14 protein-coding genes are annotated in these 12,471 nt (G+C 64.4%); 6 read left to right on the top strand and 8 right to left on the bottom strand.

Going from position 1 to position 12,471, the window contains the following annotated elements:
- Positions 1-50 precede the first annotated feature (50 nt).
- Positions 51-734, bottom strand: a complete 684-nt coding sequence (gene hda / locus ACMHYJ_RS12125) for a DnaA regulatory inactivator Hda (RefSeq protein WP_414246436.1) — start codon at positions 732-734, stop codon at positions 51-53.
- 91 nt (positions 735-825) lie between these two features.
- Here hda and purM point away from each other — a divergent pair, with 91 nt between their 5' ends.
- Positions 826-1,875 (top strand): phosphoribosylformylglycinamidine cyclo-ligase, encoded by a 1,050-nt coding sequence (purM, locus tag ACMHYJ_RS12120; protein ID WP_414246435.1) that lies wholly within the window; start codon positions 826-828, stop codon positions 1,873-1,875.
- A gap of 1 nt (position 1,876) precedes the next feature.
- On the opposite strand, the gene ACMHYJ_RS12115 is transcribed toward purM, so the two are convergent.
- Genes ACMHYJ_RS12115 through mutL form a run of 4 tightly spaced genes read right to left on the bottom strand, consistent with a single transcriptional unit; the run spans position 1,877 to position 5,430 of the window.
- The gene (locus ACMHYJ_RS12115; protein ID WP_414246434.1) at positions 1,877-2,056 is read right to left on the bottom strand and encodes a hypothetical protein; all 180 of its coding nucleotides are present in this window, start codon (positions 2,054-2,056) and stop codon (positions 1,877-1,879) included.
- A 5-nt stretch (positions 2,057-2,061) separates the two neighbouring features.
- A complete protein-coding gene (locus tag ACMHYJ_RS12110; protein WP_414246433.1) occupies positions 2,062-2,334 on the bottom strand; it encodes a hypothetical protein in 273 nt (90 codons plus the stop codon).
- 28 nt (positions 2,335-2,362) lie between these two features.
- Positions 2,363-3,316 (bottom strand): tRNA (adenosine(37)-N6)-dimethylallyltransferase MiaA, encoded by a 954-nt coding sequence (gene miaA, locus ACMHYJ_RS12105; protein WP_414246432.1) that lies wholly within the window; start codon positions 3,314-3,316, stop codon positions 2,363-2,365.
- A gap of 2 nt (positions 3,317-3,318) precedes the next feature.
- Positions 3,319-5,430 (bottom strand): DNA mismatch repair endonuclease MutL, encoded by a 2,112-nt coding sequence (gene mutL / locus ACMHYJ_RS12100; protein WP_414246431.1) that lies wholly within the window; start codon positions 5,428-5,430, stop codon positions 3,319-3,321.
- 261 nt (positions 5,431-5,691) lie between these two features.
- Here mutL and ACMHYJ_RS12095 point away from each other — a divergent pair, with 261 nt between their 5' ends.
- The 4 genes from ACMHYJ_RS12095 to ACMHYJ_RS12080 all read left to right on the top strand — a co-directional run bounded on the left by ACMHYJ_RS12095 (position 5,692) and on the right by ACMHYJ_RS12080 (position 8,194).
- On the top strand, positions 5,692-6,333 hold the full coding sequence (locus ACMHYJ_RS12095; RefSeq protein ID WP_414246430.1) for a VTT domain-containing protein: 642 nt from the start codon (positions 5,692-5,694) through the stop codon (positions 6,331-6,333).
- A 122-nt stretch (positions 6,334-6,455) separates the two neighbouring features.
- A complete protein-coding gene (locus ACMHYJ_RS12090; protein WP_414246429.1) occupies positions 6,456-7,346 on the top strand; it encodes an AEC family transporter in 891 nt (296 codons plus the stop codon).
- Positions 7,347-7,547: 201 nt separating this feature from the next.
- Complete coding sequence (locus ACMHYJ_RS12085; RefSeq protein ID WP_414246428.1) at positions 7,548-7,820, top strand: antitoxin of toxin-antitoxin stability system; 273 nt, start codon at positions 7,548-7,550, stop codon at positions 7,818-7,820.
- Positions 7,821-7,822: 2 nt separating this feature from the next.
- A complete protein-coding gene (locus ACMHYJ_RS12080) occupies positions 7,823-8,194 on the top strand; it encodes a type II toxin-antitoxin system RelE/ParE family toxin (RefSeq protein WP_414246427.1) in 372 nt (123 codons plus the stop codon).
- A 19-nt stretch (positions 8,195-8,213) separates the two neighbouring features.
- Here the strand turns inward: ACMHYJ_RS12080 and ACMHYJ_RS12075 are convergent, their stop codons facing one another.
- Positions 8,214-9,575 (bottom strand): N-acetylmuramoyl-L-alanine amidase, encoded by a 1,362-nt coding sequence (locus ACMHYJ_RS12075; RefSeq protein ID WP_414246426.1) that lies wholly within the window; start codon positions 9,573-9,575, stop codon positions 8,214-8,216.
- Complete coding sequence (tsaE, locus tag ACMHYJ_RS12070; protein WP_414246425.1) at positions 9,512-10,048, bottom strand: tRNA (adenosine(37)-N6)-threonylcarbamoyltransferase complex ATPase subunit type 1 TsaE; 537 nt, start codon at positions 10,046-10,048, stop codon at positions 9,512-9,514. The genes ACMHYJ_RS12075 and tsaE overlap by 64 nt, the downstream gene beginning before the upstream one ends.
- A 313-nt stretch (positions 10,049-10,361) precedes the next feature.
- On the opposite strand from tsaE, the gene ACMHYJ_RS12065 reads away from it, so the two are divergent.
- Complete coding sequence (locus ACMHYJ_RS12065; protein WP_414246424.1) at positions 10,362-11,486, top strand: porin; 1,125 nt, start codon at positions 10,362-10,364, stop codon at positions 11,484-11,486.
- Positions 11,487-11,661: 175 nt separating this feature from the next.
- On the opposite strand, the gene ACMHYJ_RS12060 is transcribed toward ACMHYJ_RS12065, so the two are convergent.
- Positions 11,662-12,471 (bottom strand): hypothetical protein (locus tag ACMHYJ_RS12060; protein WP_414246423.1); only part of this gene is annotated, 810 nt, incomplete at its 5' end.

Raw genomic sequence — 12,471 nt, 5'->3', positions numbered from 1 at the left:
GGCATCGGGAAACCTGCGCGGGCGAGTCGGATACGCGCGGGTTGCCGGGGTCAGTGTGTATCGGCCAGCAGTTCCTTCAATAGGGGCAGGGTCACCGGCCGGTGCCGCGCCAGGGAATACTGATCCAGGCGGTCGATCAGGCTGCTCAGACGTTCCATGTCGCGGTCGTGGTGGATCAGAATCCAATGCAGCACGTCGTCGGGCAGGGCCAGCCCGCGCTGCTGGGCGCGGTCGCGCAGCGCCTGAGCGCGGTCTTCGTCGGACAGCTGTTCGATGCGAAACACCAGATCCCAGCCCAGGCGGGTGCGCAGGTCTTCGCGCAGCGGCATCGTCAGGGGCGCGCGGTCGCCCGCGGTCAGCAGGGCAAAGGCATCGGCCGTGCTGGCCGTGGCCCGCCAGCGATTGAACAGGGCGAATAAAGCGGCTTGAGCCGCTTCGTTCAGATCATTGACGTCATCGACAGCCACCAGGTTCAGGCTGCGGTCTTCATCGGTGGCCAGGCCCTGCAGCCAGTGCGCCGGGGTGCGGGCGTCCAGGTAATGGCCGCCTTGGGCCTGCACGCAGGCGCGCAGCAGATGGCTGCGCCCCGATCCGACCCCGCCCCAGAGATACAGGGCGTGGCCGGGAGCCAGGCCGCGCACAGCATCCAGGGCCGCCTGGTTGGGGCCTGCAACAAAACCGTCCAGGGAGGGCAGCGTCCCGGGCAGGATATCCAGTAATAGTTGCTGTGTCATGCCATGCGTGTCATGCGGTGTGGCTGGCCGGGTTAAAATCAGGCCACTATTGTCCAAACCTGCAATTCTTGCACATTCGGCGGCTTTTCTCATGACACAAGGCACTTCCCCCTCCCTGACATACCGCGACGCGGGTGTCGATATCGACGCCGGCGACGCCCTGGTCGACCGCATCAAACCTCTGGCGGCCCGCACCCTGCGTCCGGGCGTCATGGCCGGCATCGGCGGTTTCGGGGCTTTGTTCCAGGTGCCCCCGCATCTGAAAGAACCCATCCTGGTGTCCGGCACCGACGGCGTGGGCACCAAGCTGCGCCTGGCTTTCGAATGGCAGCGCCACGACACCGTCGGCATCGACCTCGTCGCCATGAGCGTCAACGACATTCTCGTCCAGGGGGCCGAACCCCTGTATTTTCTGGATTATTTTGCCTGCGGCAAGCTGTCCGTCGATACCGCCGCCCAGGTGGTGGGCGGCATTGCCCAGGGCTGCGAACAGGCCGGCTGCGCCCTGATCGGCGGAGAAACCGCCGAAATGCCCGGCATGTACCCCGATGGCGAATACGATCTGGCCGGTTTTGCCGTGGGGGCCGTCGAAAAATCCAAACTCATCGACGGCGCCGGCATCCAGATGGGCGACACGCTGCTGGGGCTGGCCTCCAGCGGCGCGCATTCCAACGGCTATTCCCTGGTGCGCAAGATTCTGCAGCATGCCCATGCCCGGCCCGACCAGGATATGGGCGGCCGCCCCCTGGGCGACGTGGTCATGCAGCCCACCCGCATCTACGTCAAATCGGTGCTGGCCGCGCTGGCCGCGCACGGCACCGCCATCAAGGGGCTGGCCCACATCACCGGCGGCGGCCTGCTCGAAAACATCCCGCGCATCCTGCGCGACGGCCTGTGCGCCCAGGTGCACCGCGATGCCTGGCAATGGCCCGCGCTGTTTCAGTGGCTGCAAGCCCAAGGCGGGGTGTCCGACCACGAAATGGCCCGTGTCTTCAACTGCGGCATCGGCATGGTGCTGGTGGTCGATACCGCCCAGGCCGGCGCCATTGCCGCCACCTTGCAGGCCGGTGGCGAAACCGTCTACACCCTGGGGCAGGTCGTTCCGCAGCAGGCGGGCGGCCCCAAAACCATCGTAGTCTGATTCAGCCTGAATGGCGGTGCGTGTTTAATTGCACCGCCGTTTCCCAGCGTGTTTCCATTCGGATTAAACGCTTTTCGTGATCTTCCAGGATGCCGGTCAGTTTTTGCAGACTGATGTGGGTGCGTTCGACTTTGTTTGATAACTGCAAGGCAGCTTTTACGGCGTTGGCAGCGTCGCTCATGAGGCTCATTGGGATTCCTTGCGGGCAGCGGCGCGAAGCTGCTGGATTCTGGTCTGGGTGTCTTCGATGGCTTGCAGGCTGGCGTCCAGGGCTTTATCTGCCCGTTTGGTGGCTTGGCGTAACTGATGCGTCAATAGACGCAGGGTAGCGGTTTCTGCCGGGGGATGGAATTGGCGGCGGATAAGCTCCGATACGTCGATATTTTGCAGGCGGGCTTGTCGTAGCAGAAACGCCTTGAATGTCGGGCTGGTGGCCACAGTCAGGTGTTCAGTTTTCATGATGTCAGCTCCAGAGGCGGCAATGGCCTTATCGTAGATGATCCGGCAGGTATTGACTGCAGAACTGCGTTATTTCCGACACGGCCTGCGTGGACAGGCAGTCCACGATATGGCGTTCGGGCAGCGCACGCAGCCAGGTGATCTGGCGCTTGGCCAGTTGGCGGGTGGCGGCGATGGCCTGTTCGATGGCCGTGTCCAGGGAGACCCGCCCGTCCAGGTGATCCCACAGTTGCCGGTAGCCCACGCAGCGGATGGCGGGCAGCCCCGGGTGCAGATCCGGGCGGGCGTGCAGGGCGCGCACTTCATCCAGCAGGCCCAGAGCCAGCATGGCCTGGTAGCGCTGGGCGATGCGGGTGTGCAGCACCGCGCGGTCGGATGGTTCCAGGCTGATGGTCACGAAGCGCCAACCCGGCAAGACGGGCCGGGCCGGTTGGGCCAGCCAGTCGCTCATGGTGCGGCCGCTGCTGTGCCAGATTTCCAGGGCGCGTTGCAGCCGCTGGCTGTCGTTGGGGGCCAGCCGGGCGGCTGTGGCGGGATCCACACGGGCCAGTTCGGCGTGCAGGGCGGGCCAGCCCCGGGCGCGGGCCTGGGCGTCCAGCGCCGCGCGGGTGGCCGGATCGGCGGAGGGCAGCGCGTTCAGCCCCTCGCGCAGCGCCTTGTAATACAGCATGGTGCCCCCGCACAGCACCGGCATGCGGCCTCGCGCGCGGATGGTTTGCGTCAGGGCGGCGGCGTCGCGGGCGAATTCTGCCGCCGAATACGCCTGGGCGGGATCGCGGATATCCAGCAGGTGGTGCGGCACCCGGGCCTGCTCTTGGTGGCTGGGCTTGGCTGTGCCGATGTCCATCCCCCGGTAAATTGTCGCCGAATCCATGATGATCAGTTCGATCGGCCAACGCTGCGCCAGCGCCAAAGACGCGGCCGACTTGCCTGACGCCGTCGGCCCCGCCAGGCACAGCAAGGTGGGCTGGGCATCGGCCATGCTTACTGGCCCCGCATGAATAGTTTGTCCAGGTCGGACAGGCTCCACTGAAACCAGGTGGGGCGGCCGTGGTTGCACTGGTCGGCGCGCTCGGTGCGCTCCATCTGGCGCAGCAAGGCGTTCATTTCATCCAGGTTCAGGCGGCGGTTGGCGCGGATCGCCCCGTGGCAGGCCATGGTGGACAGCAGTTCGTTGCGCTGTTGCGTCAGGCGGGCCGATTGTCCGAAGCGTTCGACATCGGCCAGCACCCCGCGCGCCAGGGCTTCGATGTCGCCTTGCGCCAGCAGCGCGGGCACTGCCCGCACCGCCAGCGAGGCCGGGCCGGTGGCGCGGATGCGCAGGCCCAGGCTGTCCAGCGTGTCCTGGTGTTCCTGGGCGATGGCCACTTGGGTTTCGCTGGCGCTGAAGACCACCGGCACCAGCAGTTCTTGGGTGGGCAGCGGGGCGGCTTTCGGGGGTATCGTCTGGGGAGGGCGGCCGTTATCGGTTCCCGGCTGCATGCGGGCTTCGGCGCTGGTTTCGGCGGTTGTTCCTGCGTCTTGTGCCGCAGCGGGCGCCGTGCCGTCGTGTGGCAGCGATGCGGCATCCAGCGCCGCTTTCAAGCGTTCGTAGACCACGCGTTCATGTGCCGCGTGCATGTCCACCAGCACCAGGCCGCGTGCATTTTGCGCCAGGATGTAAATGCCGTGCAGTTGGCCCAGCGCCATGCCCAGGGGGAATTCGTCGCTATCCCCCGCATCGGCGGGGGCGTGTCCCGCGACGGTTCCTGGCCGGGTCGTCCCCCCCGGTTGCGGCGCGGCCCGCCGCGCCAGCCCCTTGTCCGCCTCCCGGTGCGCGCTGTCCGCCCATCCGCCGGGCGGCGCCGCCGGGGCCCCGCCATCGTCGGGCAAGGGCCGGTACAGCGCCTGCCAGTCCAGCGTGGCCTGGGCGTCATGCAGTGCGAAGCGCTGCTGCACCGGCACCCGCGCCGGGTACGGCGGGCGGCGTGGCGCCGCGCCGGGTGGATTGCCCGCCGTTACGCCAAGCGACAGCCCCGGCCAGGCTGCCTGGCCGGCCGCGTCGGTTGTTGTGGCCGGCCCGGGTTCACCGGCGCTGGGGGCGGGCGGCGTATCGGCGGCTTCGCCCGCAGTGCCGCCGCGCTGGGCCAGGGCCTGCCCCAGCGCCTGGGCGACATAGCGGTGGATGGCTCCGCTGTCCCGGAACCGCACTTCGCTCTTGGCGGGATGCACGTTCACATCCACTCCGGCGGGATCCAGATTCAAAAACAGCACATAGGCGGGCTGGCGGTCTCCGTGCAACACATCGGCGTAGGCCTGGCGGATGGCGTGCGACACCGTGCGGTCGCGCACATAGCGGCCATTCACATACAGATATTGGCGGTCGGCCCGGGGCCGCGCGAACGTGGGGCGGGTGATGCAGCCTTCCAGGGTGATCAGGCCCTGGTCGGCCGACACCGGCAGGCTTTGCGCCTGGAATTCGGCCCCCAACACGTCGTGGATGCGTCCCAGGATGTCGGTCACTGGCCAATGCCGCTGAGGCTTGTCGTTGTGGAACACGCGCAGCGCGACTTCCGGGTGGGCCAGGGCGATGCGCTCGATGGCCGCCAGGCAGTGGCCGTATTCCGTGGCTTCGGCGCGCAGAAACTTGCGCCGCGCCGGGATGTGATCGAACAATTGCCGCACCTCCACCCGCGTGCCCGTGGGGCCGGCCGCCGGGCTGGGGGCGGCCTGATCCACCGTCATTTGCCAAGCCTGGTCGGCATCCGCCGTGCGGGAGGTCAAGATCAATTGCGCCACCGAGGCGATCGACGCCAGGGCTTCGCCGCGAAACCCCATGGTGGCCACGGATTCCAGTTCGGCCAGGGTGGCGATCTTGCTGGTGGCGTGGCGCCGCAAGGCCAGCGCCAGCTGATCCGGCGGGATGCCGTGGCCATCGTCGGCCACCAGAATGCGCCGGATGCCGCCACCGTCCAGGCGGACTTCAATGGCCCGGCTGCCCGCATCCAGGGCGTTTTCCAGCAGTTCCTTCAGGACGGAGGCGGGGCGTTCGATGACCTCGCCAGCCGCAATCTGGCTGATCAGGGTGTCGGGCAGGGCGGAAATAGGACGCGTCATGAAGGACTGGGGGAGTGCGGGTTCCGGCGAACAGGAGAAAGGCTAAAAACGATTATAGTGATAGGATTCCGGTGCATCGCGTTTTGGGGTTTGTCCCGCATCGGCAAGCTGTTTTTTCAAGCGCGTGCTCCGCGCCGCGTCCGCCTGGAAGTTCCCGTGTGCCGCCTGGCTGATTCCAGGGATCAAACCCAAGTGATCAAGCCAACCAGATGGCGCACGGGTTGGCCAGCCCCCTGATTTTCAAGGATCATCAAGCCTATCATGGCCGAATTTTTTCATTTGCTGCTGAACATCGACCAATCCCTGGGGGTTTGGGTGGCCCAGTACGGGGCCTGGATCTACCTGATCCTGGCCCTGATCATTTTCGGCGAAACCGGGCTGGTCGTGCTGCCGTTTTTACCCGGGGATTCTTTGCTGTTCATTGCCGGGGCCTTCGGGGCCAACGGCCAGTTGGATCCGGTTCTGATGGCGGTCATTCTGATCGTCGCGGCGATCCTGGGCAATAGCGTCAACTATGCCGTGGGCCGCTATATCGGCCCCAAGGTGTTTTCGCACGATTACCGTTTCCTGGATCGCAAGGCTTTGCTCAAAACCCACGCTTTCTACGAAAAACACGGCGGCAAGACCATCATCCTGTCGCGTTTCCTGCCTTTGTTCCGCACTTTTGCGCCCTTTGTCGCGGGGGTGGCCGGCATGCGGCTGGCCCTGTTCCAGCTTTACAACGTCATCGGCGCCGTCGTCTGGATTGCGGGCCTGATCACGCTGGGTTATTTCTTCGGCAACGTGCCCATCATCAAGGAGCACCTGAACACCATTGTTCTGATCGGCGTGGGGGCGGCCGCCGTCCCCGCCGCGCTGGGGGTGTTGTGGAAACTGCTGCGCCGCCGGCCCGGCGCGGTTTGAGCGTGGCGCGCGGCACGACGGGTCTGCCCGCTTGTTTCAGCAAGGTGCTTGCGCAGCGGCGCGTGTTGCCTGTGCGCCCTGCCGTTTCGATGGTGGCGGTACATGCTGGGTAATGCCTGATCATGGCTGTCATTTTCCTGATCCTGCCGGATTTCCTGCTGATCGCCCTGGGCTGGCTGTTGCTGCATCGCTTCGGTTTTGACCGGCACTTCTTCGTCCAGGCCGAAAAACTGGTGTATTTCGTGCTGTTTCCGGCCCTGCTGTTCCATTCCATCACGCGCGCGCCCATGGCCCTGGGCAGCGCCACGGTGTTGCTGGCCGCCACCCTGGGGGTCATGCTGGGGGGCATTGCCTTGGCCTGGCTGGGCCGTGTGGTGGTGCGTCCCGACGCGGGGGCCCATGCGGCCACCGCCCAGTGCGCCTTTCGTTTCAACAGCTACCTGGCCTTGTCGTTGGCAACGGGCCTAGACTGGGCCGAAGCCCAGGCCACCATGGCCGTCATCCTGGGCTTCGCCGTGCCCATCAGCAATGTCGGGGCCGTGCATGCCCTGGCCAGCCGCCATGGGGGGCGGCTGTGGCGCCAGTTGGCGGTCAACCCGTTTGTCCTGTCCACGCTCGCGGCCCTGGCGGTCAATCTCCTGCAGATTCCCGTGCCCCAGGTGCTGGATCGGGCGCTGGGGGGCCTGGGGGCTTGCGCGATTGCGCTGGGCCTGCTGTGTGTGGGGGCCACCCTGTCGCTGCGGGGCGGCCGCCAGCATGCTGCCCTGATGGCCTGGATGATCAGCGCGAAACTGTTGCTGCTGCCCCTGTGGACATTGGCCCTGGCATGGCTCATGCAACTGTCCGCCATGGAATCCGCCGTCTTGCTGCTGTTTTCCGCCGTCCCCACCTCATCCGCCGCCCACGTCCTAGCCGCCCGCATGGGGGGCGATGGCCGCCTGGTCGCGGTCACCATGTCCCTGGGCACCCTGCTGTCCGCCCTGACCATCCCCGTCTGGCTGGGTTTGGTTTAGCTGGGCATTTGGTTGGATGGGGGGCTGGCCGCGCAATACATTGCCCAGCACCTGGGCATTCACGAGTCGGTCGCACCCTTTTTGTCGCCTGTCGCGGGGTGTTGCCTGACTGAGGGCTGATGCGACAGCACGAGACAATTTCAGTGTGACTAGTACTAACAAGGTATATACTTCATTGGTCTGTTTGCAAAGGAGCACACCATGTCGAAAGCAGCTGTTTTCACGATGAAGTTGGAGCCGGAACTGCGTGCCGACTTCATGGCCGAAGCAGCCAGCGAAGATCGGCCCGCCTCCCAGGTCATGCGCGAGCTGATGCGCGGCTACATCGAGCAGCGTCGCCAGGCCCGCGAATACGACGAATACCTGCAGCGCAAGGTCGAAGCCGGCCGCGCCTCGATGCGTGCCGGCCAAGGCCGGTCGAATGATGAAGTTGAAGCCGCGTTCGCCGCCAGGCGCAAGCAAGCGGCAGGCTAGGCGTGATAGTCATCTGGACGCCGGAAGCGGAACGGGATCGCGTCGATATTTGGGACTACATCGCGGCCGACAACCCCAGCGCGGCCATTCGCATGGATGAGCTTTTCAGCGATGCGGCCGCCCGGCTGGCCGCGCATCCGAAGATGGGCAAGGCAGGCCAGATCGCAGGCACTCGAGAACTGATACCACACGAAAGCTATAGGCTGGTGTATGAGATCGACAGAGGCGCGGTTTGGGTGCTGGCCCTGGTTCATACCGCCCGTCAATGGCCACCAATTAGTGCGTGGGCGCATGGAGTTATTGTGTGCGCCCACGGCCTCGGCCGTGCTGGCTGCGGCGGTGGGCGGTTAGAGTGGAGAATGACGGACGGATAAAAACGTCATGGGGAATGGATCAGGCGCGTCGCGCCAGGGCCGGATTGGCGGCGAAGTAATCCTGCACGCCGCTCAACACCGCGGCGGCGATTTTCTGCTGGTGCGCGGGCGTGCGCAGCAGAGACTCCTCCTGGGGGTTGCTGATGAATGCGGTTTCGATCAGGATCGACGGGATGTCCGGCGCCTTCAGCACGGCAAATCCGGCGCGCTCGATGCGGTTTTTGTGCAGGCGATTGATCTTGCCGATTTCCTGCAACACCTGGGAGCCCACCCGGATGGAGTCGTTGATCTGCGCCCCGGTGGATAAATCCAGCAGCACCTTGGCCACCTGGCGGTTGTGCGATCCCAGATTGACGCCGCCGATCAGATCGGCGTCGTTTTCTTTCTTGGCCAGCCAACGGGCCGCCGAGCTGGTGGCGCCGTTTTCGGATAGCGCCCATACCGACGAGCCCCGGGCGGAGGGCTTGATCCAGGCGTCCGCGTGGATGGAGATGAACAGGTCGGCTTGCACCCGCCGCGCTTTCTGCACCCGGACGTTCAGGGGCACGAAGTAATCGCGGTCGCGTGTCAAGTAGGCCCGCATGTTGGGCTGTGCGTCGATCAGTTTCTTGAGGCGTTGGGCGATCTGCAGCACGATGTCTTTTTCACGGGTGCCACGCTTGCCGATGGCGCCCGGGTCTTCGCCGCCATGGCCGGGATCCAGGGCAACCAGGATCGGCCGGTCGGCGCGGGGGCTGGGTGTCGTGGGCTTGGGGGCCGTCGCCACGGGCGGCGGGACGGGTTGTTTGGGCGGCGGCAGTTTCTGGCCGTCCACCGAGGGGATCGGCGCCTCGATGGGGCTGTTTTGCGCCAGGCTTTCCAAAATGCCCGCCAGGGGGTCGTTTTGCGCGTCCTTCAGCAGCGCCATCAGCGGGTCTTGCGCCACCTTGGGATACAAATCCAGCACCAGCCGGTACTTGTATTCGCCAATGGGTTTCAGGGTGAACACCTGGGGCGCCACGTCCTGCTTCAGGTCGAACACCAGCCGCACCACGTTGGGCTGGTTCTGCCCCACGCGCACCGCGCTGATGTACGGGTCGTTGGGTTTGATCTGCGACACGAGCCGGTTGATGGCGGGGCTCAGGCGCAAGCCCTGGATGTCCAGCACCAACCGGTCGGGGCCATCCAATGTGAAGTGCTCGGCCTTCAGGTCGCGATCCATTTCCAGGGTGACGCGGGTGTATTCGTCGGCGGGCCAGGTGCGTACTGCCAGAATGGTGGCCGCGTGCGCCAGGCGGGGCACCACCGGCAGCAACAGCAGCGAGCAGCCGCCTGCAATCAGTTTGCGCCGCAGGGGGGCGGATGGGGGAGGTGGGGCGATGGGGTCAGGTGCTGTAGCCATAGCTGTCCTTTTTCGCTGCAGGCGCGTAGCCATGCGCATCGGCCGTCCCCGGCGTATTCCAGAAAAATGTCCAGATCGGGGGGCGGCAGGCGAGTGCCGGCTTGTTCGGGCCATTCGATCAATACGACTGCCTGATCGGCCAAGAGCTCGTCAAAGCCCGCGTCGCGCCATTCGTGCGCATCGCTAAATCTATAAAAATCAAAATGATAGAAATGCAAGCTAGAGACATTATAGCTTTCAAGCAGCGCATAGCTAGGGCTTTTGATACGGCCGGCGACCCCGGCGGCGCGCAAGAATGCCCGCGCCAGGCTGGTTTTGCCCGCGCCCAGTTCGCCGCGCAGATGGATGCGGCCGCCCGCCGGCAAGGAAAGCGGCGGCTGCCCGCAGACCAGGCCGGCCAGTTGCGCGGCCAGCGCCGTCGTGGCGTTTTCGTCCGGTAAAGCCCATGGCATGGGGGAAGTGGCAATTGTCATGGTGTCTCGCGGTCTCGGGGTGGACGTATTGTATGCTCGCTGTGGCCGGGCCGATGAGCGCACGTGGAGGCCCTGCGTTTCGCGCACCGCCGCCCCGGCTGTGTGCTGGACACAAACCTTCCTGACAGCGTCAAGTTGTTGTGGTTCTGCAACGTCTTGACGGGAAACTACAGGGTTTAGGTCACTCGGCATGGCATAAGGTTCAGTTTTTTGATGCAATACCAACAACTTCCCTTTGCGGAGTTAGAAAGAGCAGCAGCACAGGATGATGTTGGCCTGCTCTGATTCTCACAAATCTACGGAGATTTCTTACATGAAAAAGACTCTGCTCGCTGCTGCTCTGCTGGCCGGTTTTGCCACCGCTGGCGTTGCTCAAGCAGAAACGTCCGTGACGCTGTACGGTATCGTGGATACCGGCTATGGCTACTCGAATTACAAGTACAACGCCGACATTCTGGGTTTTGATGTCGAAGCCCGTGCCCGTACCTCCGGTCTGGTCAGCGGCATCGTCAACGGCAACCGCTGGGGTCTGAAGGGTTCCGAAGATCTGGGCGACGGCCTGCGCGCCATTTTCCAACTGGAACAAGGCTTTGATCTGGGCAGCGGCAACTCCGCCAGCTCCCTTCAGTTCCATCGTCAATCCTACGTCGGTCTGTCCAGCGACAACTGGGGTACCTTCACCATGGGCCGCCAATACGCCGCTGGCGTGAACGCCGGTGACATGGCCGTCAACGGCTGGTCCTTGGGCGATATGGACAAGGTCTTCGGTGGCGTGGGCTACGGCAACCGCATCGACAACTCCTTCAAGTACACCACGCCTGACCTGGCTGGCTTCAAGTTCATCGCCTTGTACGGCTCCGGTGGCAGCGACACCATCGAGCGCCTCAACGGTGAAAGCTTCCCGGGCAGCGCCGAGCGCAATGCCCGCGTGTCCGCCGCCATCACGTATGCCAATGGCCCGATCAGCGGCGCCCTCAGCTACGATCGTCAAGGCAACACGGGTGTTGAAGACGCGATCACCAGCTGGAACATCAACGGCGCCTACGACTTCGAAGTCGTGAAGCTGTCCTTGGCCTATGGTCAAGACCGCCATGGCAAACTGGGCTGGGGCGGTGACGCCGGCGGCTTTGTTGACACCAACGGCGCCCTGGCCCTGTCCTACCGTGACTTCAAGTCCAACAACTACCACGTTGGCCTGAGCGCCCCCGTGGGCGGCGGCACCCTGTATGCCGGCTGGAACTACTCCACGTCCAACCTGGGCGACGGCGACAAGTGGGGCGACTTGGCTGGCAGCATCAGCACCTACCACGTCAACTACTTCTACCCCCTGTCCAAGCGCACTGGTGTTTACACCTACGCGTCGTATGCCAAGAACCTTGGCTACCTCGACGGCCTGAAGGGTACGGAAGCCGGTGTCGGCCTGAACCACAAGTTCTAATTGTCATGCGTGGCGCGTCCACGCGGCAATGCAGCCTGCCCAGGCAGGCTGTTCAGAGCACCAAGGGCTTTCGGGTTCTTGGGCAAAAAAACCACCTCTTGGGGTGGTTTTTTTGTTGCTGCTTCATGTGGCAAACGGGCTGCACTAAAGCACCCCGGCGGGTTCGTCCGAATGGTCAATCCCGAAACACGTCATCCAGTTCGGTGGCGTCCACGAAATTCAGCAACCAGGTTTCCAGCTGCGTTGCTGTGGCGGCCTGGATGCGCCGGGCGATGGCGTCAGGCTGCGGGCCGAAGCGGCGCTGTATCTGCAGCAGCAAGGTCCTCGACTGGCCTTCCACACTGCCTTCAACTTTGCCTTCGACAAGCCCTTCGGCAAACCACTTGTCGCGGCCGGCGCGTTCAATCAGCGTGACATACGTCATCTCATTCTCCTTGGTCAAGGCTTCGACCGCCTGTAAAAAATCCGCTTCCAGGTCTTCGGGCAGCGCAATCATCCATTCGATCAGGCGGTACACCTGCATGGCCACCATGGGATCGTAGCCATAATGCTGCAGCCGGCGCACCAGCTGTAATTTGGGCCCCAGCCGCGTGCGTTTGTCCCGGTGGCCGTTGGCCTGCAGCTGCGCCATGACGACCACGGCAAAGGGGTTGGCCGGGGCCAGGGCTTCCAGCGCGTCCCAGCGGCTGCGCCATGTCTCCAATTCTACGACAGGAAAGCGGAAGCGCACCCCCTGGCCCTGGTATTCGTCGGTGTAAAAGACTTCGCGGCCCACCCCGTGACTGTCCAGCAGAATGCCCAGGCTGTAGACCCGGGGCGGCCGATCCAGTCGCCGCTGCTGCATGAGGCGCGACTGGATGCGAAAGCGGTATTCGTACAGGCGCCAGGCAAAGGTTTGCAGGGCTTGCGTGTCATCGCCGGTGTAATACTGACCCACCCTGTCGGAGTAAATCTGACCCACCTGGGTAATGATGGTGGCTTTTTG

Source organism: Castellaniella hirudinis, assembly GCF_047468865.1.
Lineage (GTDB): Bacteria > Pseudomonadota > Gammaproteobacteria > Burkholderiales > Burkholderiaceae_B > Castellaniella > Castellaniella hirudinis_A.
This window is presented reverse-complemented; position numbering and strand designations above follow the sequence as displayed.